This window comes from Erythrobacter sp. 'gip.4 top 5', assembly GCF_056495765.1.
Genome location: NZ_CP200270.1, coordinates 1,440,993 through 1,467,175, shown reverse-complemented (window position 1 = coordinate 1,467,175; position 26,183 = coordinate 1,440,993). Strand labels below are relative to the sequence as shown.

Sequence of the window (26,183 nt, the reverse complement as noted above, 5' to 3'; positions counted from 1 at the left end):
CGAATGCGATTGACCGCTTGCGCAGGTTCGCTGACCCTGTCAGCAGCTAGATCGTCGAGCTTCCGAACGACTCTTTTTAAGCTGCACACTTTCATTTCGATACTGGCCACACTTTAGTCCGAGATCACCAGTGGATGCGTTCAATCTCTACAAGTTCATCCATTTCCTTGGGCTTGTGTTGTTGATAGGAAACATCACGGTAACAGCCGTGTGGAAGGTCTTTGCTGATCGAACGCATGACGTTTCGATTATCGCTTTTGGCCAGCGGTTGGTCACGGGCACGGATTTCGCCCTCACGGTTCCCGGAATCGTGCTGACGATGGTCGGCGGGTACGGCGCGATGTATGAAGCACAATATGACTTCCCCGGCCCTTCCTGGCTGCTCTGGAGCCAGGTCTGGTTTGTCGCTGCCGGTGTGATCTGGTTATTTATCCTGATCCCCATCCAGATAAAGCAAGCCCGGATGGCGCGCAAATTTGTCAGCGGAAGCGAAGTCCCTGACACGTACCGGATGTTGGCCCGCAAATGGATTACGTGGGGATTGATTTCGACCGTGCCCTTGGTTTCTTCGCTGTATCTGATGATCTTCAAGCCCGGTTGACGCCGTTTGTGGGCAGCAATTACGCCTCGTCAAACGCTGCCTGCAACGCCGCTGCATCGGTAATCCCGTTCGCGATCAGCACCATCAGCAGGACCCTTGCGCGGGCCGGACCAAGTGCGCGGGCAGCAACCAGTCCCAGGGCATCATCGTCAACCTCAACATTGCGGTCGACCAGCCCTTCATCGACGCGGGCAGAGCGCACCACGGGCACACCCCGCGCTGCCGCTTGGGACAGGGCCGAAAGGACGCTGGCGGGCGCGTTTCCTTGTCCCATTCCGGCAAGCACCACGCCCTTGCAGCCAATTCCCAGCAAGGCCTCAACCGGCTGCGCATCCATCCCCGCCCCTGCCGTGAGGATCGCTACACGCGGCAGGCTTTGCGGAAAGGCGTAGCGCGCCGCTTTGCCGGAGCGGTGCGACGGGCCGAACCAGTCGAGCGTGGCCGGCGTCACCCGGGCCAAAGGCCCACGCGGGAAACTGCGGAAGGCGTCAATCGCCGACGTCGCGGCCTTGCGCGCATCGCGAGCCGAGAGCACCGCGTCGCCCATCACCAGCATCACGCCGCGCCCGCTTGCCTCTGGATCGCTCACCACGTTCACCGCATTGGCGAAGTTGCGCATCCCGTCCGCGCCGACCGCATCGGCGGCGCGCATCGCACCGACCAGCACGATCGGTTTGGCCGTCGGGAGCGTCAGATCGAGCAGGTAGCCGGTCTCCTCGGCTGTATCGGTGCCATGGGTGATGATGATTCCATCCACCGACGGATCCGCCATCGCCGCCGTGCACGCTGCATGGAGCGCCCGCCATTGTGTCCAGCCGATATCCTGCGATCCGATCCGCGCTACGTCCTGCGGCACCAGATCCGCCGCCAGCCCCAGCGCATCGAGGTGCGCAATCAGGGTGCCCAGCGCGAGGTCGCCCGGGCGATAGGCGGCGCCGGTCGCACCGCTGCCTGCACCAGCAATCGTACCGCCGGTGCCGAGCACGAGAATGCGAGGGCATGTCATGTCTCACGCTCTAGCCGCTGGCGCCGCGCACGCCTAGCCCGCGGCAGCGTCGAATCTAGCCCGCCGCAGCGTCGAATTGCGCGAAGACCGATGCCAATCCCGGCACATCCGGATATTCCCGCAGCGCCTTCAGTGCCTCGGCAATGTCGATTTCAAGCACCGAAACCCCGGCATCGTAACCGACACCCGCCGCACCGAGCGACCGGGCAAAGGCCAGCGCCGGACGGTTTTCAGGCAGGATGTGAACGGCGAACTGGGCCAGTCCTTCGCGCGCGCAATCCAGCAGCAACACCGCGGTCAGCAGTCTCGCCAGACCGCGCCCATGATACGCATCGACCACTGCCACGGAAAACTCCGCTGTTTCCGGATCGTCGGCATCGCGAAACGCATGAACTACGCCCAAGGCCGGAAGGCCGGGCAGATCGGACCGCAGTGCACCCCATGCGATATGATCATGTCCGTCAACTCTCACCAATGCAGCCAACACCTGCGGCGGCGCTTCCCGCATTCCAGAGAAGAATCGCAAATAGCGCGACTGCGGCGAAAGCTGCGCAATGCCCTCGCGCAACCGTTGTTCATCTTCGGCGCGAACCCGGCGGATGCACACTTGGGTGCCATCGTTTAGCTTCGTTTCGATCATCGCGGATACCTCGGGGTCGCTACGGACGCGGCCAACCTAACACCACCAATGGGTTACGATCAAATGGACAAAGGCCGCTTGACCGCCGCCCGTTCGCCGCTAAATCCGCAACACGACGCGCCGTGGGGCGGTTAGCTCAGTTGGTAGAGCATCTCGTTTACACCGAGAGGGTCAGCGGTTCGAGCCCGTTACCGCCCACCACATTCAGCCACAGCCGGCCAACTACGGAGTGGCTTTGCTTCGGAACGTATTTGTGCATGCAAAGGCACGACGCTTGCACCGCTGACCTCAGCCTGACACAGCTACGCCCATGTCCTCAGCCTTCATCGCGCTTCAGCATATCGTCCCGCAACATGCGCTTTCGCGCTTTGCCGGGAGGCTGGCAGCTAGCCGCCAGCCATGGCTGCGCGATCAGTTGATCCGGCGCTTTGTTGCGGCGTTCGACGTTGATCTGTCGGAGGCCGCGCGCGGCATGGGGGAATTTGCCAGCTTCAACGACTTTTTTACCCGCGAGCTGAAACCCGGCGCCCGGCCGCTGGCCGATAGCAATACCTTCATCCTCTCGCCCGCCGATGGCGCGGTCAGCCAATTGGGGCCGGTCGCGGGCGGGCGTATCATCCAAGCCAAGGGGCGCGATTACAGCGTCGGCGAGATCCTCGCGTGTAGCGCAGCCGAGGCCGCGCGCTTCGAAGGCGGGCGGTTCATGACGATCTACCTCAGCCCCAAGGACTATCACCGCGTCCATATGCCCGCTGCTGGCACCTTGGCGGCGACGAGCTACATTCCGGGCGATCTCTACTCGGTCAACGTCGCAACCGCAGGCGGGGTCGACCGGCTGTTTGCCCGCAACGAGCGCCTGTCCTGCCGCTTTGACGGGCCCGATGGGCATTTCGCCAGCGTGATGGTGGGTGCGATGATTGTCGCAGGCATCGACACAGTATGGCCCAACACCTTCCGCACACATGGGGCCAGCGTGGTTCAGGAGGATTTCCATCGCGATCCTCACGCTTTCGCCGCCGGGGACGAAATGGGCCGGTTCTACCTCGGCTCGACGGTGGTGCTGCTGCTCGAACCCGGCCGGATCGAATGGCTTGATGGCTTCAAACCCGGCGATACCCTGCGCATGGGTCAGGCGATTGCGCGGCGACTGACCGCCTGAGGTTACTTGGCTGCCAAGCTGTCACGCACCAGCGCGGCGGCCGCAGGCTTTCCCCAGTCGTAACCGCCTTGCACCCGCAGCACCTCCATGCCGGCCGCATCAAACAGAATTGTCAGCGGCAGCACGCCTTCGGGCGTGAACTGAGCGGAGAGCTCGGCATCGGGATCGAGCCAGGGTTCGAGCCGCGCAAAACTGTTCTTGACGAAAAACGGCGTCACCACCTCGGCCCCGCGCACATCCTGACTGATGGTGATGACTCGCACCTCGCCTTCCAATTCACCGGCCAGGGCATCGAGCTGCGGCATTTCCTTGACGCATGGCGCGCACCATGTGGCCCACAGATTGATCAGCACCGGCCCGTCCTGCGCGGCCAGATCGAGCGTGCCACCTCGCGCATCGGCAAACTGCATCGCGGGCAACGCCGTTCCGGCAAAGGTCCGCACCACTGCACCCGCGGGCGTGGGCGCTTGGGCCTCAACCGGTTGCGCCGGGGGCTCGTCCGCCCTATCGCAGCCCGCAAGCAGCAGGAGCGGTAGTGCCAGAATGAGCGATGATCGGGACATGACGGGCTCCGGAACAGGGGCTGCGACCAACGCGATGTGGGGCGGGCGCTTCGCTGACGGCCCTAGCGCGATCATGCGTGAAATCAACGCTTCGATCCCCTTCGACAAGGCGCTGTGGCGGCAGGATATCGCCGCGTCCAAGGCGCACGTGGCGATGCTGGGCACAGCCGGGATCATCGCGGCAGACGATGCACTGGTAATCGCCAATGGCCTTGACGCTGTTGCCGCTGAATACGAACGCGACGGCGTGCCCGAGGATTGGGACCGCGAAGACATTCACATGACCACCGAAGCCCGGCTGGCCGAGCTGATCGGGCCCGTGGCCGGACGGCTCCACACAGCGCGCAGCCGCAATGATCAGGTGGCAACCGATTTTCGCCTGTGGGTGCGCGATGCAATTGTGCAGATGGATGATGGCCTGGCGGCCTTGCAACGCGCGCTCGTCACTCGCGCTGGCGAGCACGCGGACAGCATCATGCCCGGCTTCACGCACCTGCAAACCGCACAGCCGGTCACATTGGGCCATCACCTCATGGCTTATTACGAGATGTTCCGGCGTGACCGTGCACGGCTGGCCGATGCGCGCACGCGGATGAACGAGTGCCCGCTGGGCAGTGCGGCGCTGGCTGGCACCGGGTTCCCGATCGACCGCGAGGCAACCGCTGCCGCGCTTGGATTCGACCGGCCCACCGCCAATTCGCTGGACGCTGTCTCCGACCGCGATTTCGCGCTGGATTTCCTGTGGTGCTGTTCGACCACCGCACTCCACCTGTCGCGACTGGCCGAGGAGTTGATTCTGTGGGCAAGCCAGCCGTTCGGCTTCATTCGACTGCCCGACAGCCTTTCGACCGGGTCGTCGATCATGCCGCAGAAGAAGAACCCCGATGCGGCCGAACTGGTGCGGGGCCATTCCGGCAGGGTGATCGGCGCGCTGACCAGCCTGATGATCACCATGAAGGGCCTGCCGCTGGCCTATTCGAAGGACATGCAGGACGATAAGCCCCCCGTGTTCGAAGCCGCCAGCCTGATGGCGCTGAGCATCGCGGCAATGACCGGCATGATTTCAGGTGCCACCTTCCATACCGATCGGATGCGCGCTGCCGCCGAACTTGGCTATGCCACCGCGACTGACCTTGCCGACTGGCTGGTACGGGCCGCAGGCATCCCATTCCGTGAGGCGCATCACATCACCGGAACGGCAGTGAAAATGGCAGAATCGCGCAAGGTTGCGCTCGATCAGTTACCCCTCGCCGATCTCCAGGCGATTGATGCGCGGATCGACGAAGGCGTCTATGCTGCGCTTTCGGTCGACGCGTCGGTAGCGGCGCGGGTCTCTTACGGGGGAACCGCGCCCGCGCAGGTCCGTTTGCAAGTTGCTCGCGCCGCAAGTGCGCTGGGCATGGAGGAATGATGCGAAGATTCGCTGCACTGGGATTGGCTGCCGTGCTCTCGGCGTGCGGGACGGTGTCCCCCCTCACACCCCCCGAAGGCGCAAGCCTGCCCGACACGCCTTACGGCGCCGCCGACACGCCGACTGCTAACGACTTGCTGCGCCGCGATGCTCTGGCTGCGCCCGAACGCAGCGTGGAATTGCGGCGCCGCTCGGAAGAGCGCGCAGATGATCCTTTCGACCTGCCCCCTGAATAGAAGCGAACACCGTGGACCATTTTGCCTATCGTAATGGCGTGATGCACGCCGAGAATGTGCCGTTGCCGCACATCGCCGAAGCTGTCGGCACCCCTGTCTACGTCTATTCCCGCGCCACGCTGGAACGTCACGCCCGCGTGTTCCGCGAGGCACTGGATGCCGTGTCCGACAAGCTGATCGCCTTTGCGGTGAAATCGAATCCCAATCTGGCCGTGCTGAAAGTGCTGGGGCGGCAGGGCATGGGCGCAGACGTGGTCTCGGTGGGTGAAATGCGCCGCGCGCTGGCCGCCGGGATTGCGCCGGGCATGATCGTGTTCTCAGGCGTGGGCAAGACCGCCGACGAAATGGTTGCCGCACTGGAAGCGGGCATCGGCCAATTCAATATCGAGAGCGAGGAAGAAGGTGTCGAACTGGCCGCGACTGCCGCTGAACGCGGTATGACGGCGCAGTGCACCTTGCGGATCAATCCCGATGTCGATGCCGGCACGCATGACAAGATTTCAACCGGCAAGGCCGATAACAAATTCGGCGTGCCGATCAGCGAAGCCGGGCAGATCTTCGGTGCACTGGCCAGCTTGCCGGGGGTGAACCTGCGCGGCGTTGCAGTGCATATCGGCAGCCAATTGGCCGATCTTGCGCCCTTGGAAACCGCATTCGAAAAACTTGGTACCCTGATCACGGCGTTGCGCGGCGCGGGCCATACCATCACCCACGTCGATCTGGGCGGTGGGCTGGGTGTGCCTTATCGGGTCGGCGAAGTGCTGCCTGCTCCTGCCGAATATGGCGCGATGGTCGCACGGGTGACGAAGGACTGGGGCGTGAAGCTGATCTTCGAGCCCGGCCGCGTCATCGCCGGCAATGCCGGCGTGCTGCTGACCCGCGTGGTTCGGGTCAAGCGCGGGATCAAGGATCCCTTCGTGATCGTCGACGCCGCGATGAACGATCTGGCCCGGCCCGCGCTGTACGGCGCCTATCATCATTTTGAAGCGGTGGCGCCGTCTGGGGCTCAGATGACGGCCAATATCGTCGGCCCGATCTGCGAAACCGGCGATACCTTTGCGATGGGCCGCGAATGCGATGCGTTGGAGGCGGGCGCACTGGCAGTGTTTCGCACCGCGGGAGCCTACGGCGCGACCATGGCCTCGTCCTACAATTCGCGCGGGTTTGTGGCCGAAGTGCTGGTCGATGGCGACAAGTTCGCGGTGGTTGCCGACCGCATCGAGGCAGGCGCCATCATGGACGCCGAACGCGTGCCCGAATGGCTTTCCTGAGCGGTCAATGATCCGATCATGAGCACCATCGCCAGCTTGCCATTGTTTCACCAGATCACCGGCCAGAACGTGCTGGTTCTCGGCGATGGCCCGGCAGCGGAGCCCAAGCGCCGACTGGTCGAACGGGCCGGCGGCGTCATCATCGACGAATTGGCGCGCGCGGTGGATGAAGGGGTGAGGATCGCTTTTATTGCCTACGACGATGCCCGCGCTTGCGAAGTGGCGGCGATCAATGCGCGCTGCGCAGGGATGCTGGTCAATGTCGTCGACCGCCCGGAATTGTGCGATTTTACAACGCCTTCCATCCTGGATCGTGACCCGCTGCTGGTGGCGATTGGCACAGGCGGCGCTTCGGCAGGGTTGGCGAAGCATGTGCGGCTGCGGCTTGAGCGGGTGCTGCCCGCCACGCTGGGCCAGCTCGCCAAGGCGCTGGAAACTGCGCGACCGGATTTGCGGCGGCGGTTTCCCGATGGTGCTGATCGGCGCCGGGCTGTGGATGCTGCCCTGCGTGAAGGGGGCGTACTTGATCCTTTGAATCCTTCATCCTTTGAAGAGGTTGATAGCTGGCTTGAAGGCGCCGATCGCCCTGTTTCTGGCGCGACTTATGCGATCACGCTGTCCAGCAAAGACCCTGAAGATCTGACCCTACGACAGGCGCGGTTACTGGGCGAAGCGGATGTCCTGTTGATCGATGGCGCCGTTCCGCGTGCCATTCTGGCGCGTGCCCGGGCCGATGCGGTCCGTGAACCGTTGCGCGATCAAGTGGCCGATCTGGAGGGGGTCAAGGCGGGGTCTGGCGCGACCAAGGCAGGGGCAAGTGCGACCAAGACGGCACCTGAAACGGGCAAAACCCCACCTGGAACAGGCAAGGCCGAGTCGCGCGAGCAAGCCGCTACGCCGCCGATCACTGGCCTGACCCTGATTCTGCATTGGCGACCCGAAGCCGCAGCCTAGGCGGTCTGAAACGCGGGTGCGCGCAGGCTGGCGAAATACCCTGCCATCGCCGCAATTGCCTTGTCGCTCAGCGCGATGAAAGCGCGACGACGGTCAGCCGGATCGGGAACGCGACGGAAAATGCCGGTTTCCACCATCTGGGTGAGCCAGCGCAGCGCGGTGGTCGCCGGAACGCCAGCGGCAATGCACAGCGATGTGACCGAAACCTGCGCGCCTTCCCCATGCGCGGCGGTCAGATCCAGCAGCATGTCCCACGCGGGATCGCCGAACAATGCCGAATCGAAGAACCGGCCACGGGCCTGACGGTTGGCGATAATCTGGCGCACGATCTGGGGGTCGGGCAACGGCGTACCCGCAGTCCCGAAATTGCTGGAAAACGCAGATTCCGGCCCATGATAATCACGCTTGTATTCGCCAAGTGCAGGCGCGTTTGAGGCTGTGGTTTGGCCAAGCCGATCAAGCGAACTTGCAATGGCCTCGACCTGTTGCGACAGCCGCAGCAAGGCCACCCGGTCTTCCTCACCCATTTCGCGCAACCGCCCCGCGCTCGCTTCACCCATTGCGCGCCCGACCGCAATCACACGTTCGGCGCGGCTAGGCGACACCAGTATCTGCGGGTTGGACTGATCGAGCACCGCAAACACATCATTCAGGCCATCAAGACTGGTTGCCACGATCAATTTTGCGCCCGACCGCGCCACCCGCATATCGAGCCGCGCCAGCCCTGCCAGCATCATGCCGTCAATCCCACGCTTTCCCGTGACCGCGCAATCGACCACCACGACATCACCCAGCAGCGCAATCGGCCCCTCAAGCAGCGCACGCAAACTGCCGCCATCAATGCAGCGGAACCCCGCACCATCAAGGTCTGCGCCGATCTGTCCGCGTACCCCTTCATCTTGGGCAAAAATAGCCACCCGCGCCGGCAGGCCCGCGCCGTCATCGACCATGTCGTAGGAAAAATCAGCAGGAGGGAAAGCATCGTTCAGCATCGAATCGACTCCAACAATGTTGGAACGATAATAGAACAAAACCGGATCAGGTCAAGTATACTTACCTATGTGTGTCAGAACATCTGCCGCCCGCCTCTTCATCAGGGCCGTATTTCGATAACCGTTCCATCGGGGACGATCTGCCACAACTCTTCGATTTCCGCGTTGGAAAAGGCAATGCAACCGTCGGTCCAGTCCCCCGGCACCCGTCCGGAGACCAAGCCATTGGGCTGGCCATGCAAAAAGATATCGCCGCCCGGCGACCGTCCGAACTGGCGCGCAAAAGCGCGATCCTGCGCGTTGGGGTATGAGATTTTCAGGCTCAGGTGAAACTTGCTGCCAGGGTTGCGGCCTTCTATCACATAGCGGCCTTCGGGCGTGCGCTCGTCGCCTTCGAATTGCTTGTGCCCCAGCGGCGCATCGCCGAATTGCAGGCCGCGCCATGCCTTGACCGGTTGGCCCCCGGCATAGGCGATCATCAACCGCTCGGACTTGTCGACGATCAGGTAATCGACAGTGCTTAAGCGCCGCGGCGGCACGATCCGCGCCGCCTCGCGCGCCAGCGGCGGTTGCGCAGATGGCGCCCCGGTCTGCTTCACCGACGGCGCGGCGCAGCCAGCCAGAGCGATGAGCGGCAGGAGAGCGAGGCGTTTCACAGGTGTGAAGATAGCCTTGCCCTGCCCCAGCAATCAATCCACGAAAGGATCACGCATCAGGATCGTGTCGTCGCGCTCCGGCGAGGTCGAAACCAGCGCCACCGGGCATTCGATCAATTCCTGGATACGCTGGATATACTTGATCGCGTTGGCCGGAAGGTCGGCATAGCTTCGCGCACCTGCAGTGCTTTCGTGCCAGCCGGGCATGTCTTCATAAATCGGCTCGCACGCGGCCTGATCGGCGGCGTGGCTGGGGAGGTAGTCATAGACCTTCCCGTGCAGGCGGTAGCCGGTGCAGATGCTCACCCGGTCCATCCCGTCGAGCACATCGATCTTGGTCAGCGCGATGCCGGTCACGCCGCTGATCGCGCAGGACTGGCGCACCAGCACGGCATCGAACCAGCCGACCCGGCGTTTGCGGCCTGTTACCGTGCCGAATTCATGGCCGCGCTCGCCCAGTCCCTGGCCGATGGCGTCCTCCAGCTCCGTGGGAAACGGGCCGGAGCCGACGCGGGTGGTGTAGGCTTTAACGATGCCCAGCACGTAGCCGGTGGAATTGGGGCCGAGGCCGCTACCACTCGCCGCCGTACCGCTGACGGTGTTTGACGAGGTCACGAACGGATAGGTGCCGTGATCGACATCGAGCAGCACGCCTTGCGCGCCTTCGAACAGGATCTTGGCGCCTGCGCGGCGGACCTTCTTCAGACGCTTCCACACCGGCTGGGCAAAGCGCAGCACGAAAGGCGCAATTTCGCGCAATTCGTCGAGCAGTGCCGCGCGGTCCACCGGCGGCTGGCCAAACCCGGCACGCAGCGCATCGTGATGCGCGCAGAGGCGATCAAGCTGCGGCTCGAGGCTTTCGAGATGCGCGAGGTCGCAGACGCGGATGGCGCGCCGCCCGACCTTGTCCTCATAAGCAGGGCCAATGCCGCGCCCGGTCGTGCCGATTTTGCCTTTGCCCGCCGCCGTTTCGCGCAGGCCATCCAGATCGCGGTGCAGCGGCAGGATCAGCGGGCAATTGTCCGCCACAGCGAGGTTTTCCTCGGTAATGCTCACCCCCTGCCCTTCGACCTTGGCGACCTCATCGCGCAAGGCCCACGGATCCAGCACCACGCCGTTGCCGATTACGGACAAGGTGCCCGACACGATACCCGAAGGCAGCAGGCTGAGCTTGTAGGTCTTGCCGTCGATTACCAGTGTGTGGCCGGCATTGTGCCCGCCCTGGAAGCGCACCACGGCATCGGCGCGGCTGGCGAGCCAATCGACAATCTTGCCTTTGCCTTCATCGCCCCACTGGGCGCCGATAACGGTGACGTTGGCCATTTGCTTCCTTACAATGCTTGGGAGAGACCGCCGGGACGCCTAGGCGGTTGGGCCTGTCAGGGCAAGGGCGCGAAAACAGGCGACGCGGGGGACCAAGGGTCGAAATCGGCAGCACCTCCCGGCACCTTCCCGCGAGGGCACGCTGAAATCAACTGCAAGCTGGGCAAGCCTGCTTACCCGGCGCCCCTGTTATGGACGCGTGGCTAAAGAAGGTGTTCGCAGGGTAGCGGGTGCAACTTAGGAACGGCGGCTTTCGGCACACGCACTGCTACGCGCCATGACCGGTCTTGGGTGGTATCCAGATAACTGAAGTCTACGGGCTTGCTTCGTATTCGACCCGCTCCGCGATCCAGCAATCATCGCCCGATAGGTTTTCTTTCATGCACTTGTCGAACAATTCGAAAGTGACCTGATCGCGATGTAGCTGCCCTTCTTCAGAACTCTCAGCGATCGACCAGAGTGCCTGATGAAACGCCCAGTTCGCTAGGTTCGTCCACTCATCCTCTGGAGTCCAATCCTCTGTTGGCTCACCGTCGGCTTCGATGTTGCCATAAACGTCGACCAAACATGGGTTCGCCTCGAAGCATGGCACCCCATCCTTGGGACGGATGTGCACGTTAAGCGGCCAACGGTCGCGCGTCCGCTCAAATAGTTTGATTTTCTCAAGTGCCATCGCGGCGAATGAACATCAAAATGCTTTGTATGGAAAGGGGTCGTTTCCCGAATGGCAGCTTTTGTCGCGCAAGCACGGCAAAGCCGCCGCTTGGCGCATCAGATCGGTTTCGGCTCGTCGCCGTCCAGCACCCAGCCGCAGCCCAGCCCCGCCGGATCCTCGCCCTCGGCCAGTTGCGCAACGGTGCGCCAGCCTTCAGCCCGCAGCCGCGCCGCTGCCGCGCGGTCATGGCCTTGCGGCAGATACACCATCCGCGCCGCCTCGGGTTGAGGCGCGGCATCGGCGAGGCGATCTAGGTAAAGCGTGAAGCCGGTGGCCGGCTCGTCGCTTCCGGCAATGCGATAGGTGCCGCCACGCCCTGCCGCATGGCGTAGGCCCTCTGCGTACAAAGTGAAGCCGAACCATGACTGATATTCAAACCCGTGCCGCTCGGTCGGGTCGAGTGTGATCCGTGCTGCATCGCCGATATGGGCGGCGATCTGCGCCAACCCGTCCAGCCGTGATTTCAGCGCGCCGCCTGCGTCAACATCGCGCAGCGCCACCAGTGCCGTTTCAAACGGCCCGGTCGCGTAAAGCAGCGGCAGATAGGCTGCGCCGCCAGCGGCCTTCAACCCGCCCGCATCCTTGGTATCGAGTTCGCTACGCACCGCTTCGATCCGGTCCGGCGCAAGCGGAAAGGTCTTGTCTGCAAGCGTATCGACCAGATCGGGCAGCGTGAAGTCCACCGATATGCCGGTGAGGCCCGCCGCAGTCAGCGCTTCGACCGCCAGCATCACCATCTCGCTCGCAGCTGCGACACTGTCCGCGCCGATCAGTTCCGCACCCAATTGCAGACGCTCACGCGCCGGATCGAGCTGGCTCGCCTTGATCACCACGGTGTCGCCGCAATAGCCGAGCCGTAGCGGGCGCGGCGCGGTCTTGAGGCTGGTGGCAGCAATCCGCCCGACCTGCGGGGTCATATCCTGCCGCAACGCCAGCGTGCGAAGGCTCGCAGGGTCGACAAAACGGAACATCGTCCGCGCCTCGCCTGCAACCGCACCCGCCATACGCCCTGCCAGCGAACCTTCGAATTCGAGCAGCGGTGGGCGCACCCGGTCATAGCCGTGAGCGTCCAGCACATCCAGGCAGGCGCGCATGGCCGCTGTGATGCGCGCCGCTTCTTGCGGCAGGCGGTCCTCGAGGCCTTCGGGGAGGAGATCGTTGGCCAGGATATTGTTGGATGTTGTCATTGTTTCTCGCGCGTCATCCCGGGGCAGGCCGGGATCAAGTCCCGACCGCGTCTCTAGGCCCCGGCCTTCGCCGGGGTGACGAAAAAATGCAAGGTCGGTTCGCACAACGAACCGCAAGCGCAAATGCGCGTCGGCCGAAAGGCCGCCCCCTCGGCAGGGAGGCTGGCAACGCCAGCCTCCCGCGAGAGATTAGAACGCCAGTGCCTTGACCAGCTTCACGCCATCAAGCTTTTCCGCCTCGGCGATCACCTCGGGCGTCAGGGCTTCGTCGAGGCTGAGCAGCAGCACCGCTTCCCCGCCCGCTTCGCGGCGGCCGAGGTTGAAGGTGCCGATGTTGATCCCATGGCTACCCAGCAGGGTTCCGATGCGGCCGATGAAGCCCGGCTTGTCATCGTTGACGATGTACAGCATGTGGCCTGCCAGTTCCGCTTCGATCCCGATCCCGAAGATTTCGACCAGACGCGGGGTTTCGGTGCCAAACAACGTACCGGCGACCGAACGCGGGCCTTGTGCCGTTTCCACCGTCACGCGCACCAGCGTGTTGAACGCGCCATCGCGGTCATGACGGATTTCGCTGACATCCAGCCCGCGCTCCTTGGCGAGGAACGGCGCGTTGACCATGTTCACCGTGTCCGAATAGCGGCGCATGAAGCCCGACAAAACGGCTGCGGTGATCGGCTTGCCGTTGAGGCTGCTTGCTGCGCCTTCACGCTCGATGCTGATGTGGGTGAGGTTGCCGTGGGCCAGCTGACCGACAAGGCTGCCAAGCCGTTCCGCCAGCGCCATGTAGGGCCGCAGCTTGGGCGCTTCCTCGGCGCTCAACGAAGGCACGTTCAGCGCATTGGTGACGCCGCCGTTGACGAGGTAGTCGGCCAGCTGCTCGGCCACTTGCAACGCCACGTTGACCTGCGCTTCCGTGGTCGATGCCCCCAAGTGCGGGGTGCAGATGAAGTTGGGCGTACCAAACAGCGGATGATCGGCGGCAGGCGGCTCGGTCTCGAACACGTCGAGCGCAGCGCCAGCCACCTGGCCGCTGTCGAGGCATTCTTTCAGGGCCACTTCGTCAATCAGGCCGCCGCGGGCGCAATTGATAATGCGGATGCCTTTTTTGGCGTTTTCCAGCCGTTCGCGGTTGAGGATGTTGCGGGTCTCATCAGTCAGCGGTGTGTGCAACGTGACGAAATCGGCCCGCGACAGCAGCGTGTCGAGATCGACCTTCTCAACACCCATTTCGACCGCGCGTTCTTCGGTCAGGAAGGGATCATAGGCGATCACCTTCATCTTCAGGCCAAGCGCGCGGCTCGCCACGATCGAGCCGATATTGCCTGCGCCAACCAGCCCGAGCGTCTTGGCGGTAAGCTCCACGCCCATGAACCCGGCTTTGGGCCACTTGCCCGCTTGCGTCTGTGCATTGGCTTCCGGGATCTGCCGGGCCAGCGCAAACATCAGCGCAATTGCGTGTTCGGCGGTGGTGATCGAATTGCCGAACGGGGTGTTCATCACCACCACGCCCTTGGACGAGGCATAGGGGATGTCGACGTTATCAACGCCAATGCCCGCGCGGCCGATCACCTTGAGGTTGGTGGCAGCATCAAGGATCGCTTTGGTCACCTTGGTCGAAGACCGGATGGCAAGGCCATGATAGTCGCCAATGCGCGCAATCAACTGTTCGGGCGTTTCGCCGGTGATGACATCGACATCGCAGCCGCGCTCTTCGAAAATGCGCGCAGCGTTGGGATCCATCTTGTCGGAAATCAGAACTTTGGGACGGGTCATTGGAAAATACCTTCCGGTCGTCATCCCGGACGTGATCCGGGATCGCGCGCAATATGCGCCGAGCAATTGGGGAGAGCGGCCCCGGCCAGGTGGCCGGGGCAACGCCATCACGAATGATTCAAATCAGCCGTTCTTGACCTTGTCATAGGCCCATTCGATCCACGGCAGCAGACGCTTGATGTCTTCCTGCTCGACCGTGGAGCCGCACCAGATACGCAAGGACGGCGGCGCATCGCGGTAGCCATTGAAGTCGAAGCCGATATTGCGTTCTTCGAGCAGCTTGACGATCTTCTTGGGCACAGCGGCCTGATCGTCATCCGAAAGGCTGTCATACCATTCGCCCTGGAACACCATGCAGACGCCGGTATTGGTCCGCTGCGCCGGATTGGGCACCATGTTGCGAAGCCACGGGGTGGTCTCGATCCAGTCCTTGACGAGGTCAGCATTGGCATTGGCGCGTTCCACCAGCGCCTTGCGTCCGCCGATCGACTTGGCCCATTCCAGCGCCGCGATATAATCTTCGGTCGCCAGCATTGACGGCGTGTTGATCGTCTCGCCCGCAAAAATCCCGAGGTTGAGCTTGTCGCCCTTCTTCATGCGGAACAGCTTGGGCATCGGCCACGGCGGATCGTAGCTTTCGATCCGGGCGACCGCCTTGGGACTGAGGATCAGCATCCCGTGCTGCGCTTCGCTGCCCATCACCTTCTGCCACGAATAGGTGGTGGCATCGAGCTTCGACCAGTCCATTTCCTGCGCGAAAATCGCGCTGGTGGCATCGTTGATGGTGATGCCTTCGCGGTCCGGAGCGAGCCAATCGGTGTCGGGGATCATCGCGCCACTGGTCGTGCCGTTCCAGGTGAACACCACGTCATTGCGCTGCGGGATGGTGGAAAGATCGGGGATCTCGCCATAATCGGCAGTGAGGACTTGCAGGTTCGGCAGCTTGAGCTGCTTGACCGCGTCCTGGATCCAGATGTTGCCGAAGCTCTCCCACGCAGCAACCGTCACCGGGCGCGCCGGATCGAGCATCGCCCACATGGCGGCTTCGATCGCGCCGGTGTCGGACGCAGGCATGATGCCGATCAGGTAATCATCGGGGATGCCGAGCAGTTCGCGCGAAAGATCAATCGCGTACTTGAGACGCGCCTTGCCCAGCGCCGAACGGTGCGAGCGGCCAAGCGATTCGGTTTTGAGCTTATCCAGCGACCAGCCGGGAAACTTCGCCGTGGGGCCCGAAGAAAAGAACGGGCGGTCAGGCTTGTGCGTAGGCTCGTGCTGGAGCCCGCGTGTGTACTCAGTCATGTATTCTCTCCTTGCAGAGAGCTCGCGCGGCGTTGGGACCGCGTGGCCCGCTCGCCGCACTAGAGTTGCGCCACGAAGAGTCAACGCGAAATGCCACGGATACGACCGAATGCTTCACCGCTGGGTTCAATTGGGTCATCTGCACCACTCGCCAAGTGACGCGAATGTTACTAAACGGGCCATTCCATGGAAACCTCAGACCTCCGCATCGCCCTGTTCAGCGGCAACTACAATTACACCCGCGATGGGGCCAATCAGGCGCTCAATCGGCTGGTGGGATCGCTGCTGGCCAAGGGCGCAGCGGTGCGGGTGTACGCGCCCAAGGTCGCCAACCCCGATTTCGCCGCCACGGGCGACCTTGTCGGCCTGCCCAATGTGCCCATGCCGGTGAAGGGGCGCGGGGAATACCGGATGCCCACCCACCTTGGCGCGGCGGTGAAGCGCGATCTGGAGGCTTTTCGCCCCAACATCGTCCACCTGTCGTCACCCGATCCCGCCGCCCACGCAGCGCTTCGCTGGGCGCGCCGCAACAGCATTCCGGTGCTCGCCAGCGTCCACACCCGGTTCGAGACCTATCCGCGCTATTACAACATGGCCTTCCTGGAACCGCTGATCGTCAAGGGCCTGCGCCGGTTCTACAATCGCTGCGATGCGCTTGTCGCGCCATCGCAATCGATGATCGACGAATTGCTGGCGATGGGGATGCACGACCATATCGGGCTCTGGAGCCGGGGGGTGGATCGTACGATTTTCTCGGCCGCGCGCCGCGATCCCGAATGGCGCCAAAGCCTTGGTCTTGCAGACGACGATGTCGCCATTGTGTTCCTTGGCCGACTGGTGATGGAAAAAGGCCTCGATGTGTTTGCCGAAACCATCGTGCGGCTGCGACAGACAGGCGCGCCGCATAAGGTGTTGGTAATCGGAGACGGCCCTGCGCGTGGCTGGTTCGAAGCGAACATGCCCGGCGCGATCTTTGCCGGTTTCAAGACCGGCGAGGCGCTGGGCCAGTCGCTCGCCAGCGGTGACGTGTTTTTCAACCCTAGTGTCACCGAAACTTTCGGCAACGTCACGCTGGAAGCGATGGCAAGCGGGTTGCCCGTAGTTGCCGCAGGCGCAACGGGCAGCGCCAGTCTGGTCGCCGACGGTGTCACCGGACGCCTTGTTGCGCCTTCGGAAAGCAAGGAGAGCGACGCCGCCGCTTTCGCCGCGGCGTTAGCACCTTACTGCACCGATCGGGCGCTGCGCACCGCGCATGGCGCGGCGGGAGAAACACGGGCCTGCGATTATAGCTGGGAGGCTATCAATCAGGTGGTCGCCGACACCTACGTCCAGCTGATCGGAGAACGTGAGCGAGCCGATGCGGTCATCGGCAAGGCCGCGTAACGCGCTGACCCGATCAACGCAGCACCCCGGCCTGCGCCATCTGACTGGCATAGAACAACAGGAACAGCGTCACCGCCCAGATCGCGATATCGAGCGCCGGGGACCGCATATCCGCAGGCAGCGTAATCAGTACGTGATTGTAAAGCGTCATAACGGCGAGCCCGACCAATGCGACCACCATCGCCGCCACCGCCCATCGGGACCGCAGCAGTAGCAGCAGCGACCCTGCAAACGCGCCCCACACCCCCAGCGCCCAGAAGGCAATGGCCCAGGCGGGATAGCTTTCCATGAACGCGATCTGGGACTGCGTCATCCCCATGTCGCCCAGCATACCCAACTCAGTCGTCGTGTAGCTGATGATGCCCATGGTGTTGAACAGTAGCGTCAGCGCGCCCACCACCCATAAATGCAGCGGTGCTTTGGTAGTGCCAACTAGCGGTTTCGTCATGGGTGCCCTCCCCCGTCCGGTGCGACCCGAACGGGGACGGCATATTCCTAACTTAGATTAGCTGCAACCGGCCTGTGCGATCACAGGCGTTCGATGCGCTTGGCCATCTCGTCGATCATATCGACGATTTCATTGATGGTGCGTTCGTCCAGCTTGCCGCTGCGTGCACGGTTCTTGAGCACCGATCCCAGATTGCCCATCGCCCGGAATAGATCCGGCGAACGGACATTTTCCGCGCGCGTCGCATGGCGGCCCAGACGGCGCATCAGCGCTTCGACTTCATCGGTGCGGGTAGCGAGTTCCTCGCGGCCCTTGTCGGTCGCGGCGAACGGCTTCTTCGCGCCTTCGGCCTCAGCCTCCTCGATCACACCTTCATCTTCGAGCAATTGCAGCGTCGGATAAACCGCGCCGGGGCTCGGGGCATAATCGCCGCCGGTCAGTTCCTCGATTTCCTTGATGAGTTCGTAGCCGTGGCTGGGCTTGTCCGCGATCAACGCCAGCAGCGCGAGCCGCAGTTCGCCCGAAGCAAACATCCGCCCCCGGCGGCCGCGCCGAAACCGACCCGCTTCCGCGCCGCGATCGTCGCCGTCTTCGCCTTCATCACGCCAGCGCGGGTTCATGCCGGGCTTGTCGAACTTCGAACCGGCGAAGTTCATGTTTCCGTTCATGGCCATCATCGCCATCGTTTCGGCAAACTTTTCCCAGCCGCCGCCGCGCCCATATCTATTCCAGGTCATTGCAGGTCTCCTTCGTCTTTCGATACATCCAAGATATATCTTAGACCTATCTTCGCAAGAGGCGCACCTCCCCGATCTTTCCTTTTCCGCCGACAAGCCTATCACGCCCGACGAATGACGGATCTGTTCGGACAAGATGCAACCCCGCCCCCGCAGGCGGCCCCATCGGCTGACGCGCCGCTGGCCGATCGGTTGCGCCCGGCAAGCCTTGCCGAGGTTGTCGGGCAGGAACACCTCACCGGACCCGAAGGCGCGATCGGACGGATGGTGGCGGCGGGCAAGCTCGCCAGTATCATCCTGTGGGGGCCACCTGGCACCGGCAAGACGAGCATTGCACGGTTGCTGGCCGATGCCGTGGGAATGCGCTTTGCGGCAATCAGCGCAGTGTTTTCCGGCGTAGCAGACCTGAAGAAAGCCTTTGCCGAAGCCGAAAAGATGGCCAGTGCGGGGCGCAAGACGCTCTTGTTCGTGGACGAGATCCACCGCTTCAACCGCGCGCAGCAGGACGGGTTTCTGCCCTATGTCGAACGCGGCGTGGTCACACTGGTCGGCGCGACCACCGAGAACCCCAGTTTCGCGCTCAACGCCGCGCTGCTCAGCCGCGCACAGGTGTTGGTGCTCAATCGGTTGGACGCGGCAGCGCTGGACGCCCTGCTGGCGAAGGCAGAAGGCCTCGAAGGCGCCCTGCCCATCACGCCGGAGGCGCGCACAGCGCTGATCGCGCAGGCTGATGGCGACGGGCGGTTTTTGCTGGGTCAGGCCGAGACGCTCTACGCCGCAGAGCTGACCGATCCGCTCGATCCCGCAGCGCTCGGCCACTTCCTGCAACGCCGGGTGGCGGTGTATGACAAGGACCGCGACGGGCATTACAACCTGATCTCGGCCCTGCACAAAGCGGTACGCGGCAGCGATCCGCAGGCGGCGCTTTACTACCTCGCACGGATGCTGACCGCAGGGGAGGAGCCGCTGTTCCTCGCGCGGCGGCTGGTGCGCATGGCGGTGGAAGACATCGGTCTGGCTGATCCGCACGCTCTGCCGCAATGCATGGCGGCGATGGAAGCCTATCGCTTTCTCGGCTCTCCCGAAGGCGAATTGGCGCTGGCGCAAGCGTGCCTGTATCTTGCGACCGCGCCCAAATCCAACGCCGTCTACAAAGCGCAAAAGGCCGCATGGACGTCCGCCAAGGAGACCGGCAGCCTGATGCCACCGATGAACATCGTCAACGCCGCGACCGGGTTGATGGAAGATCTGGGCTATGGTCAAGGCTACACCTACGACCATGACACGCCCGAGGGCTTTTCCGGTGATGATTACTGGCCGGCGGATCTGGAACCCCAAACCTTCTACGCGCCGGTCGAACGCGGGTTCGCACGCGAGATCAAGAAGCGTCTCGATTACTGGGACAAATTGCGAAGCGATCGAGCATGAGCCGCTTTGCCCGCTTCCTCGCGGTCGATTGGTCGGGCGCCAAAGGTGCGCGGCAAAAGGGTATTGCGCTAGCTCTCGCGCAGGCTGATGGCGGCCCGCCGATATTGCTCCCCCCACCCGATCCCAAGGGATGGGCGCGATGCGAGGTGCTGTCCCTTCTCAACGATCTTGAGGTGCCGACACTGGTGGGCCTCGATCTCGGGATTTCGCTGCCATTTGCCGATGCGGGCGCATTCTTTCCCGGCTGGGACCAAAGCCCTGCTGATGCGCGCGGCTTGTGGGCGCTGATCGAAACCCTGTGCGACGCTGATCCGCATCTGGAGGCCGGCGGCTTTGTCACCCATGCGCAGGCCTCGCGCTATTTCCGGCACGGGAAAGGCTACGAAGGTGACCGCTTTCTGCTTCCCGGCGCAGCGACGCGAGAGGGCCGGTTTCGGAAAGCCGAGGCGGCGCAGCGCCAGCAGGGCGTGCGCCCGGTGAGCAATTTCAACCTGGTCGGCGCGGCGCAGGTCGGCAAATCAAGCCTTACAGGGATGCGGATGTTGCACCGCCTCGCTGGGTGCGTGCCTGTCTGGCCCATCGATCCGCTGCCTGACGCAGGTTCGGTCATCACCGAAATTTATACTTCGATGGCGGCACGACTGGGGGGAGTATCGGGCATGGCCACGAAAATCAGAAGTTTTGAAGCGTTGAACGATGCGCTCGACACGATCGGTTCGGCACCGGTCGCCGGCACAGGCGCAATGGATGACCATTCCTCCGACGCGCTGCTCACCGCGGCATGGCTGCGGCGGGTGCATGACAACCGGGATTTGTGGAACCCGCCAAGCCTCACGCACGATATCGCCCGCACCGAGGGGTGGACGTTTGGCGCGCTTTAATGGCTGATGGTGCGATGTGATTACGACCCTTGAGGACGGCCACAAATAAAGCTAGGGCGAAAAATATTGGGCCGGCTTAGCTCAGTTGGTAGAGCACCTGATTTGTAATCAGGGGGTCACGAGTTCGAATCTTGTAGCCGGCACCAGATTTGCGTTGCAGCAACGCAGTCCGAACCCATCGTGGGGACCCTACCCGCCAAACAAAAACGGACGGAACAGTAAGTCCCGTCCGCGTTGGTGTTCGGTGGCCGTTCAGATCGTCGATTTCGGCGGCGTCATGGACGCGGGGGTTGTCGACTGCATCGGTACCGCGCTGCCCGTTTGCGGCGCAGTCTGCTTGTCGCGATAACGCTTCAGCAGGTAACCGCCGGCACCGAACGCGACCATTGTCGGCAGGCTCATCCGCGCGATAACCATGGGTGCAAGCGAACCAAGCACGGCGCCCGTTCCGTTATCAATCGTGGATGTTTTCTTGGCAAGCTGCGCGCCGAGTACGGCGCCGAGGACGTTCTTGATCATTACATGTCTCCTTTGCCCGGGTTTAACCGGGGAAGGATCGCAAATGTTCCTTCGGACCGGATAACGCGATCCCGTCCGCTCATTCCAAACATTCATTCCATGCGGAAATGCAACGTGGCTCGCGCGCCGCGCGCCCCGTGTCCCAAGCCTTCCAGTTCGAGCCTTCCGTTCAGCCCCGAGGCAAGTGCTTCCATCACCTGTGTGCCGAGCCCTGTGCCCTTGGCGGCGCCATCATCCAGACCGACGCCATCGTCCTCAACCTCAAGCCGCGCGGCGCCGTCGTCGTCGCAGATTATTCGGACACGCACCTCGCCCTTCAGATCGCCCGGATAGGCATATTTGCTGGCATTGGTGATGAGTTCGGACAGGATCACGCCGAGCGATATGGCCCGATCAATACTCACGGCCATCTGAGGCGATTGAAAGGTGATACGTGTCAGCGCCTTCTGGCTGGAAATACTGCGGTGCAGATCGCGGACCAGTTCTTCCAGATAGGTGTCGAGCCGAACCGTCCGGATGTCCTGCGAGGTGTAGAGCCGTTTGTGCACCTGCGCGATGGCGTAAACCCGGTTGGAAAAATCTTCCATCGCCGCTCGCGCCGCGCCCTCCGGCAAAACCGCTACTTGCAAATGGGCCATCGAAACCACCAGTGTCAGGCTGTTGGCGACGCGGTGATTGACCTCACGCAAGAGCACTTCGGCCCGTTCGCGCGCGATGACGACTCCGGCCTGCGCTGCTTCTTCGGCGCGTTTCAGCCGGTTGGCTTCAAGCGATTGCTTGAGGATCGCAGCCAGCAGTTCGAAGAACCCCTCGCTCATGTCCTTGATGACGTAGTCGGCCGCACCCGATTTGAGCGCGGTGACCGCAACCTGACATTCATCAGACGCCGTCACATACACCACCGGCGGCGGTTCGGGCATGCTGACGATCCGGGCCAGCGTTTCCTCTCCCGACATACCGGGCATATAGTGATCAAGCGCGATGATATCGAAACTCGCATCATCAAGCTTGGCAAGACCGCTGGCGCCTTCGCTGGCGAGGACCACATCGAAACCCAGCCGCTGCATGTTGCGGCTCAGCAACCGGGCAAAGCCATCGTCATCGTCGATGTAGAGAAGCCGGAGCCGAGCCGGATCATCGGTCACGCAAAATCGTCCGCACCCGGTACCTGCATAACCGCCAGAAACAGTCCCAACTGCCGGATTGCGGTGGTGAAGGCTTCGTAATCCACGGGCTTGGTAATGTAGACATTCGCCCCGAGATCATAGCAGCGCTGGATTTCGCGCTCGTCGTCGGTGGTCGTCAGCACAATCACCGGAAACCGGCGCAGATGGGGATCGGATTTCAGATGCTCGAGGATGGTGATCCCGCTCATGTCAGGCAAATTGAGATCGAGCAGCACGAGGAACGATTTTTGGTCGAGCGTCTGCCCGTGCGCAAGATGTGCGAGCGCGGTTGTTCCATCGATCGCGTGGATCACTTCGTTCATCACACCTGCGCGGCGGATGTTCTTTTCGATCAGCCGTGCATGGCCCAAGTCGTCCTCAACCATGAGGATCGTGACTTGTTGATGTTCCTTTGGCGCCATTGCCGCCTTCTCCTATTGTGCCGCAGGCGACATAGATATCGGCAATGTCACCGTAAAGCAGCTTCCTTCACCAAGCGTGCTGGTAAGTTCGATCTTTCCGCCCATCCGCCGTAGGAGGGCCTGTACGTGCGCCAGGCCGATGCCTTCGCCTGGCTGGTCCTGCTGTCCGGCGCGACGGAACAATTCGAAGATGCGTCGCTGATCTACAGGAGCCACACCGCGGCCATTATCCTTGATCTGGATGATGGCCTTGGTGCCCTTCTTCTCGCCGCTCACCACGATGCGGCCCGGAACACCCGGCTTCAGATACTTGATAGCGTTGTCGAGCAGATTTCCAAAAACCTGTTCCAGCGCAAGAGGATCGCTGTGCACCACTGGCAGCGGCGCGACCGTGATTTCGGCGTTCACCGTATCGAGCTGGCCCGACAACGTATCGTGCAGATTGCCGAACATGGCGCTGAGATCGACTTTTTCGGCCACCATCGACCGGCGTCCCTCACGCGAGATCTGAAGGATTGCCTTGATCAGGCGATCCATCCGCCCGGTTGCCGCGCGGATGAAATTCATCGCTTCGGGCATATCCTCGTTGACGGCGGTACGAACGTCTGCCGGAACTGTGGACGGGTCGGACTGCGCGAGCGTGGCAAGATACGACGCTGCAATTTCCTGCGCATCCTTCAATTCGGCGGTGAAGCCCATGACGTTGACCAACGGGCTGCGCAGGTCATGGCTCACAATGTAAGCAAAGCGCTGGATTTCTTCATTGGCTTCGGCAAGGTCTGCGGTTCGTTCGGAAACGCGTTGCTCCAGGCTTTGTGCAAGCGCAGAAACCTCGGCATTGGCACGTTCGAGATCGGCGGACCGGCGAGCAAGGAAGATGGTCGCGATAACGATGAGCAAGGCGGCGCTTAGCAGTCCGGAAATCACCAGTGTCAGCGCGCGGCGCCCGGTGCGCGACGCGTCCGCCTGCTGCTTTCGCAATTCGGTATTGGCGTAATCCTTGACCGCGTCGATCACGCGCCGGACATCATCAGTCCGGGTTCGCCCAGCCACCGAGATCGCACCTGCACCGGCCACATCGCCCAGCGCAATGCGGCGTTCAATATCCACGAATGTCAGCTTTCGTGCACGGAGCTCGGTTTCAAGCCGGTCGGCTAATTCTGTCGCGCGTGGATCGTCGGAAAGCTGTGCGACAAGCTCTGCCTGCCGGGTCGCCAGCAATCGGCTTTCGTCAGCGAAGCGATCAAGGAATACGCGATCCCGGCTGAGGATGTAGCCGCGCTGCGCGCTGTTCATCTCCAGAATTGACAGCATCAAGGCATCGGCCGTGCCAATCGTGATGAGGGAGCCACGAACCTGCTTGCTGTAATCATCTGACCGGATCACCGTTTGTGTGGTCACGATCCCTACACCCAGCACGATCAGCAAGCCGGCGATCAGCGGGAGCCACGGCCGCGACAGGGACAGCGCCTTGAGAAGTTGCGCTGCCTTTTCGAACGTCAGCGGGCCACGCAGGGAAATCGCCGGGGTCATTGTCACGCAATTCTGTCAGATTGATGGGAAAAAGGACTGCCCATGTCAGTGCCTGCCATGCGCAGGACGCAATCGAACCAGGCATTGTTTCTGTGATCAGGGCAGCCGATGCGAACCTGCATTGGCTGCCCTTTCTTCACAATCAGGCGCACTCCGACATAGCTGCCGTTTCGCGTGCGACGAGCAACGCCTGCCACACGGTCGCAACGACATCGTCGGGGTTGAACGGCTTGCTGATGACGTAAGCCGGCTCGTCACGCTCACCGGTCAGCAACTTTTCGGGGAACGCGGTGATGAAGATCACCGGGATCGTCATGTCTTGGAGGATCTCGGCCACCGCATCAATTCCGCTGGAACCATCGGCCAGATTGACATCGGCGAGGATCAACTCGGGCTGAAGCTCGGACGCAGTCGCAACAGCTTCGTCTTTGGTGCGAACGATGGCGCCCACGTCATTGCCCATCGACATCAACAGTGACTTGAGGTGCAGCGCGATGATCGCCTCGTCTTCGATGATCATGACCTTGGCCGAAAGCATCGAATGGATGGCCTCACGCGCCTGCGTCACAAAATCGTGCACTTCGTTCTGTTCGATTTCGAGAATATACGCGGCCTCGTGCTCGCTGAATCCCTCGATCGTGGTCAACAGCAGTGCCTTGCGCAGCCGCCGGGGCAACGACCCGACGATCGCGCCGGGCGTGTCCATCGGGCGCAAGGACGAATCGGTCCAGATTTTGTGGAAGATTCGATAAAGCTCCTGACGAACATCAGCGTCTGCGCTGAACTCCTCGGGGGCAGCAATCATGGCCTGGAGCGTTTCGCGAACAGCCGCGTCGCCAACGGACTGCGATCCGGTCAGCGTACGAGCGTAACGGCGCAGGAAGGGAAGCTCATGCGCAACAGCGGCTTGGAATGTCATTGGGGTCTCCTAAGTCCGAAAGTAATCGGGGCCGGCAATAAAAGTTCCACGAGCCTTGGAACATTTCTCGCAAGCTTGCGCTATAGCGGTGCCTCCCGTGCAGTCGTGCCCTACTCCTGGCATGTGGCGAGGTCTACAGCTTTACCTTCGGACACGCGCAGAACAGGAAATGACATGACTGATCACAAGCACCAGAAGGATGGGGCAAAAAGCCCCCCAATGGCGTTTGATCCCGTCGACGCGGCTCTTCGTCAGATTTTTGACGATCTAGCCTCGGAAGAGATTCCCGAAGATTTCGCGGACCTGGTCTCCAAACTGACTATGGAACCGCGTACGCCGAAAGCGGATGATAAATAAATGGAATCGCAATTGGCGCCCGACCTCACAGAGGACGAACTCGATCAATTCAAGAAGGACATGGTGAAGCTGGTTCCGGCTCTTCGCGCCTTTGCGCGCGGGTTGTGCCGGGACCGCACCTATGCCGATGACCTTGTGCAGGAAGCCATGATGCGGGCCTGGGCCTCACGCCGGACGTTTCAGCAAGGCAGCAATTTTCGCGCTTGGATGTTTCGCATCTTGCGCAACCATTTTTACTCGAACGCGCGCAAACGCGGGCAGTTTGCCGTCTGGGATCCCGAAGCGGCGGAACGCATCCTGATACAGGAACCCACACAGGAAGCTGGGCTTCACGTCGAAGACGTGAACAGAGCGATGCTCAAACTCCCCGCACAGCAGCGCGAAATGTTGCTGCTGATCGCAGGTGCCGGAATGAGCTATGAAGACGCGGCATTGGTAGCAGGGTGCAATATCGGCACCGTGAAGAGCCGCCTCAACCGCGGTCGCGCTGCGGTCAAGGCTCTGGTCGACGGTTCACCATCCGAAACGGCTGCCTGACACAAGCGCAACGGCCGCCCATTCGTCGGCGGCCTTTGCCACCCCGCAGCGCAGCTAACCT

At 62.3% G+C, this 26,183-nt stretch carries 28 protein-coding genes and 2 tRNA genes; 13 read left to right on the top strand and 17 right to left on the bottom strand.

Annotation, left to right across the window (positions count from 1 at the left end; all coding sequences use genetic code 11):
* The first annotated feature begins 130 nt into the window (after positions 1–130).
* Positions 131–601: a DUF2269 family protein gene (locus tag ACRANW_RS06900; RefSeq protein ID WP_479433788.1), complete on the top strand. Its 471-nt coding sequence runs from the start codon at positions 131–133 to the stop codon at positions 599–601.
* Between the two features lie 19 nt (positions 602–620).
* Here ACRANW_RS06900 and ACRANW_RS06895 read toward each other — a convergent pair whose 3' ends face one another.
* Positions 621–1,607, bottom strand: a complete 987-nt coding sequence (locus ACRANW_RS06895; protein WP_479433787.1) for an asparaginase — start codon at positions 1,605–1,607, stop codon at positions 621–623.
* A gap of 55 nt (positions 1,608–1,662) precedes the next feature.
* Complete coding sequence (locus ACRANW_RS06890) at positions 1,663–2,247, bottom strand: N-acetyltransferase family protein (protein ID WP_479433786.1); 585 nt, start codon at positions 2,245–2,247, stop codon at positions 1,663–1,665.
* 125 nt (positions 2,248–2,372) lie between these two features.
* Here ACRANW_RS06890 and ACRANW_RS06885 point away from each other — a divergent pair.
* Positions 2,373–2,448, top strand: a tRNA-Val gene (locus tag ACRANW_RS06885).
* Positions 2,449–2,557: 109 nt separating this feature from the next.
* Positions 2,558–3,406: an archaetidylserine decarboxylase gene (gene asd, locus ACRANW_RS06880; protein WP_479433785.1), complete on the top strand. Its 849-nt coding sequence runs from the start codon at positions 2,558–2,560 to the stop codon at positions 3,404–3,406.
* 2 nt (positions 3,407–3,408) lie between these two features.
* On the opposite strand, the gene ACRANW_RS06875 is transcribed toward asd, so the two are convergent.
* Entirely contained in the window at positions 3,409–3,969 is a 561-nt protein-coding gene (locus ACRANW_RS06875; protein WP_479433784.1) for a TlpA family protein disulfide reductase, read from the bottom strand.
* A 34-nt stretch (positions 3,970–4,003) separates the two neighbouring features.
* Between ACRANW_RS06875 and argH the strand changes: the two genes are divergently transcribed.
* The 4 genes from argH to ACRANW_RS06855 are packed head-to-tail and all read left to right on the top strand — an operon-like array spanning position 4,004 to position 7,841.
* Positions 4,004–5,380, top strand: coding sequence for an argininosuccinate lyase (gene argH, locus ACRANW_RS06870; RefSeq protein WP_479433881.1), 1,377 nt, complete (start codon positions 4,004–4,006; stop codon positions 5,378–5,380).
* Entirely contained in the window at positions 5,377–5,616 is a 240-nt protein-coding gene (locus tag ACRANW_RS06865; protein WP_479433783.1) for a hypothetical protein, read from the top strand. The genes argH and ACRANW_RS06865 overlap by 4 nt, the downstream gene beginning before the upstream one ends.
* 11 nt (positions 5,617–5,627) lie before the next feature.
* On the top strand, positions 5,628–6,887 hold the full coding sequence (lysA, locus tag ACRANW_RS06860; RefSeq protein ID WP_479433782.1) for a diaminopimelate decarboxylase: 1,260 nt from the start codon (positions 5,628–5,630) through the stop codon (positions 6,885–6,887).
* A gap of 18 nt (positions 6,888–6,905) precedes the next feature.
* On the top strand, positions 6,906–7,841 hold the full coding sequence (locus ACRANW_RS06855) for a precorrin-2 dehydrogenase/sirohydrochlorin ferrochelatase family protein (RefSeq protein ID WP_479433781.1): 936 nt from the start codon (positions 6,906–6,908) through the stop codon (positions 7,839–7,841).
* Here ACRANW_RS06855 and ACRANW_RS06850 read toward each other — a convergent pair.
* The 7 genes from ACRANW_RS06850 to ACRANW_RS06820 form a co-directional block, all read right to left on the bottom strand.
* Positions 7,838–8,833, bottom strand: a complete 996-nt coding sequence (locus tag ACRANW_RS06850; protein WP_479433780.1) for a MarR family transcriptional regulator — start codon at positions 8,831–8,833, stop codon at positions 7,838–7,840. The two genes, ACRANW_RS06855 and ACRANW_RS06850, sit on opposite strands and share 4 nt — an antisense overlap.
* Before the next feature lie 101 nt (positions 8,834–8,934).
* Positions 8,935–9,489 (bottom strand): L,D-transpeptidase family protein, encoded by a 555-nt coding sequence (locus ACRANW_RS06845; protein WP_479433779.1) that lies wholly within the window; start codon positions 9,487–9,489, stop codon positions 8,935–8,937.
* 33 nt (positions 9,490–9,522) lie between these two features.
* Positions 9,523–10,812, bottom strand: coding sequence for an adenylosuccinate synthase (locus tag ACRANW_RS06840; RefSeq protein WP_479433778.1), 1,290 nt, complete (start codon positions 10,810–10,812; stop codon positions 9,523–9,525).
* A gap of 313 nt (positions 10,813–11,125) precedes the next feature.
* Positions 11,126–11,485, bottom strand: a complete 360-nt coding sequence (locus tag ACRANW_RS06835) for a hypothetical protein (protein WP_479433777.1) — start codon at positions 11,483–11,485, stop codon at positions 11,126–11,128.
* 98 nt (positions 11,486–11,583) lie between these two features.
* Positions 11,584–12,714 carry an ATP phosphoribosyltransferase regulatory subunit gene (locus ACRANW_RS06830; RefSeq protein WP_479433776.1) on the bottom strand — a complete coding sequence of 377 codons (1,131 nt, stop codon included), beginning with the start codon at positions 12,712–12,714 and terminating at the stop codon, positions 11,584–11,586.
* A 189-nt stretch (positions 12,715–12,903) separates the two neighbouring features.
* Positions 12,904–14,490, bottom strand: a complete 1,587-nt coding sequence (gene serA, locus ACRANW_RS06825) for a phosphoglycerate dehydrogenase (RefSeq protein ID WP_479433775.1) — start codon at positions 14,488–14,490, stop codon at positions 12,904–12,906.
* A 123-nt stretch (positions 14,491–14,613) separates the two neighbouring features.
* Positions 14,614–15,792 carry a phosphoserine transaminase gene (locus tag ACRANW_RS06820; RefSeq protein ID WP_479433774.1) on the bottom strand — a complete coding sequence of 393 codons (1,179 nt, stop codon included), beginning with the start codon at positions 15,790–15,792 and terminating at the stop codon, positions 14,614–14,616.
* 186 nt (positions 15,793–15,978) lie between these two features.
* Here ACRANW_RS06820 and ACRANW_RS06815 point away from each other — a divergent pair, with 186 nt between their 5' ends.
* Positions 15,979–17,175: a glycosyltransferase family 4 protein gene (locus tag ACRANW_RS06815; RefSeq protein WP_479433773.1), complete on the top strand. Its 1,197-nt coding sequence runs from the start codon at positions 15,979–15,981 to the stop codon at positions 17,173–17,175.
* A gap of 13 nt (positions 17,176–17,188) precedes the next feature.
* On the opposite strand, the gene ACRANW_RS06810 is transcribed toward ACRANW_RS06815, so the two are convergent.
* On the bottom strand, positions 17,189–17,623 hold the full coding sequence (locus tag ACRANW_RS06810) for a hypothetical protein (RefSeq protein ID WP_479433772.1): 435 nt from the start codon (positions 17,621–17,623) through the stop codon (positions 17,189–17,191).
* 80 nt (positions 17,624–17,703) lie between these two features.
* Positions 17,704–18,360: a PadR family transcriptional regulator gene (locus ACRANW_RS06805; RefSeq protein ID WP_479433771.1), complete on the bottom strand. Its 657-nt coding sequence runs from the start codon at positions 18,358–18,360 to the stop codon at positions 17,704–17,706.
* A 114-nt stretch (positions 18,361–18,474) separates the two neighbouring features.
* Here ACRANW_RS06805 and ACRANW_RS06800 point away from each other — a divergent pair, with 114 nt between their 5' ends.
* From ACRANW_RS06800 to ACRANW_RS06790, 3 genes are all read left to right on the top strand, one after another.
* Entirely contained in the window at positions 18,475–19,788 is a 1,314-nt protein-coding gene (locus ACRANW_RS06800) for a replication-associated recombination protein A (protein WP_479433770.1), read from the top strand.
* Entirely contained in the window at positions 19,785–20,669 is an 885-nt protein-coding gene (locus ACRANW_RS06795; protein WP_479433769.1) for a hypothetical protein, read from the top strand. Before ACRANW_RS06800 ends, ACRANW_RS06795 begins: the two co-directional genes overlap by 4 nt.
* Positions 20,670–20,739: 70 nt before the next feature.
* Positions 20,740–20,815 (top strand) — tRNA-Thr (locus ACRANW_RS06790).
* Positions 20,816–20,921: 106 nt separating this feature from the next.
* Here the strand turns inward: ACRANW_RS06790 and ACRANW_RS06785 are convergent.
* The 5 genes from ACRANW_RS06785 to ACRANW_RS06765 all read right to left on the bottom strand — a co-directional run bounded on the left by ACRANW_RS06785 (position 20,922) and on the right by ACRANW_RS06765 (position 25,228).
* Positions 20,922–21,188, bottom strand: a complete 267-nt coding sequence (locus tag ACRANW_RS06785; protein WP_479433768.1) for a hypothetical protein — start codon at positions 21,186–21,188, stop codon at positions 20,922–20,924.
* A 92-nt stretch (positions 21,189–21,280) separates the two neighbouring features.
* On the bottom strand, positions 21,281–22,333 hold the full coding sequence (locus ACRANW_RS06780; RefSeq protein WP_479433767.1) for a sensor histidine kinase: 1,053 nt from the start codon (positions 22,331–22,333) through the stop codon (positions 21,281–21,283).
* A complete protein-coding gene (locus tag ACRANW_RS06775; RefSeq protein ID WP_479433766.1) occupies positions 22,330–22,740 on the bottom strand; it encodes a response regulator in 411 nt (136 codons plus the stop codon). Before ACRANW_RS06775 ends, ACRANW_RS06780 begins: the two co-directional genes overlap by 4 nt.
* Before the next feature lie 48 nt (positions 22,741–22,788).
* Positions 22,789–24,309: a sensor histidine kinase gene (locus tag ACRANW_RS06770; RefSeq protein ID WP_479433880.1), complete on the bottom strand. Its 1,521-nt coding sequence runs from the start codon at positions 24,307–24,309 to the stop codon at positions 22,789–22,791.
* A 142-nt stretch (positions 24,310–24,451) separates the two neighbouring features.
* Complete coding sequence (locus ACRANW_RS06765) at positions 24,452–25,228, bottom strand: response regulator (RefSeq protein ID WP_479433765.1); 777 nt, start codon at positions 25,226–25,228, stop codon at positions 24,452–24,454.
* A gap of 174 nt (positions 25,229–25,402) precedes the next feature.
* Here ACRANW_RS06765 and ACRANW_RS06760 point away from each other — a divergent pair, with 174 nt between their 5' ends.
* Both ACRANW_RS06760 and ACRANW_RS06755 read left to right on the top strand, forming a co-directional pair.
* A complete protein-coding gene (locus tag ACRANW_RS06760) occupies positions 25,403–25,585 on the top strand; it encodes a NepR family anti-sigma factor (RefSeq protein ID WP_479433764.1) in 183 nt (60 codons plus the stop codon).
* The gene (locus tag ACRANW_RS06755) at positions 25,586–26,122 is read left to right on the top strand and encodes a sigma-70 family RNA polymerase sigma factor (RefSeq protein WP_479433763.1); all 537 of its coding nucleotides are present in this window, start codon (positions 25,586–25,588) and stop codon (positions 26,120–26,122) included.
* Positions 26,123–26,183 lie beyond the last annotated feature (61 nt).

Coding starts and splice junctions, on each gene's coding strand:
- ACRANW_RS06895 (WP_479433787.1), bottom strand. CDS start 1,607: ATGACATGCCCTCGCATTCTCGTGCTCGGCACCGGCGGTACGATTGCT.
- ACRANW_RS06890 (WP_479433786.1), bottom strand. CDS start 2,247: ATGATCGAAACGAAGCTAAACGATGGCACCCAAGTGTGCATCCGCCGG.
- asd (WP_479433785.1), top strand. CDS start 2,558: ATGTCCTCAGCCTTCATCGCGCTTCAGCATATCGTCCCGCAACATGCG.
- ACRANW_RS06875 (WP_479433784.1), bottom strand. CDS start 3,969: ATGTCCCGATCATCGCTCATTCTGGCACTACCGCTCCTGCTGCTTGCG.
- argH (WP_479433881.1), top strand. CDS start 4,004: ATGTGGGGCGGGCGCTTCGCTGACGGCCCTAGCGCGATCATGCGTGAA.
- ACRANW_RS06865 (WP_479433783.1), top strand. CDS start 5,377: ATGATGCGAAGATTCGCTGCACTGGGATTGGCTGCCGTGCTCTCGGCG.
- ACRANW_RS06855 (WP_479433781.1), top strand. CDS start 6,906: ATGAGCACCATCGCCAGCTTGCCATTGTTTCACCAGATCACCGGCCAG.
- ACRANW_RS06850 (WP_479433780.1), bottom strand. CDS start 8,833: ATGCTGAACGATGCTTTCCCTCCTGCTGATTTTTCCTACGACATGGTC.
- ACRANW_RS06840 (WP_479433778.1), bottom strand. CDS start 10,812: ATGGCCAACGTCACCGTTATCGGCGCCCAGTGGGGCGATGAAGGCAAA.
- ACRANW_RS06835 (WP_479433777.1), bottom strand. CDS start 11,485: ATGGCACTTGAGAAAATCAAACTATTTGAGCGGACGCGCGACCGTTGG.
- ACRANW_RS06830 (WP_479433776.1), bottom strand. CDS start 12,714: ATGACAACATCCAACAATATCCTGGCCAACGATCTCCTCCCCGAAGGC.
- serA (WP_479433775.1), bottom strand. CDS start 14,490: ATGACCCGTCCCAAAGTTCTGATTTCCGACAAGATGGATCCCAACGCT.
- ACRANW_RS06820 (WP_479433774.1), bottom strand. CDS start 15,792: ATGACTGAGTACACACGCGGGCTCCAGCACGAGCCTACGCACAAGCCT.
- ACRANW_RS06815 (WP_479433773.1), top strand. CDS start 15,979: ATGGAAACCTCAGACCTCCGCATCGCCCTGTTCAGCGGCAACTACAAT.
- ACRANW_RS06810 (WP_479433772.1), bottom strand. CDS start 17,623: ATGACGAAACCGCTAGTTGGCACTACCAAAGCACCGCTGCATTTATGG.
- ACRANW_RS06805 (WP_479433771.1), bottom strand. CDS start 18,360: ATGACCTGGAATAGATATGGGCGCGGCGGCGGCTGGGAAAAGTTTGCC.
- ACRANW_RS06800 (WP_479433770.1), top strand. CDS start 18,475: ATGACGGATCTGTTCGGACAAGATGCAACCCCGCCCCCGCAGGCGGCC.
- ACRANW_RS06795 (WP_479433769.1), top strand. CDS start 19,785: ATGAGCCGCTTTGCCCGCTTCCTCGCGGTCGATTGGTCGGGCGCCAAA.
- ACRANW_RS06785 (WP_479433768.1), bottom strand. CDS start 21,188: ATGATCAAGAACGTCCTCGGCGCCGTACTCGGCGCGCAGCTTGCCAAG.
- ACRANW_RS06775 (WP_479433766.1), bottom strand. CDS start 22,740: ATGGTTGAGGACGACTTGGGCCATGCACGGCTGATCGAAAAGAACATC.
- ACRANW_RS06770 (WP_479433880.1), bottom strand. CDS start 24,309: ATGACCCCGGCGATTTCCCTGCGTGGCCCGCTGACGTTCGAAAAGGCA.
- ACRANW_RS06765 (WP_479433765.1), bottom strand. CDS start 25,228: ATGACATTCCAAGCCGCTGTTGCGCATGAGCTTCCCTTCCTGCGCCGT.
- ACRANW_RS06760 (WP_479433764.1), top strand. CDS start 25,403: ATGACTGATCACAAGCACCAGAAGGATGGGGCAAAAAGCCCCCCAATG.
- ACRANW_RS06755 (WP_479433763.1), top strand. CDS start 25,586: ATGGAATCGCAATTGGCGCCCGACCTCACAGAGGACGAACTCGATCAA.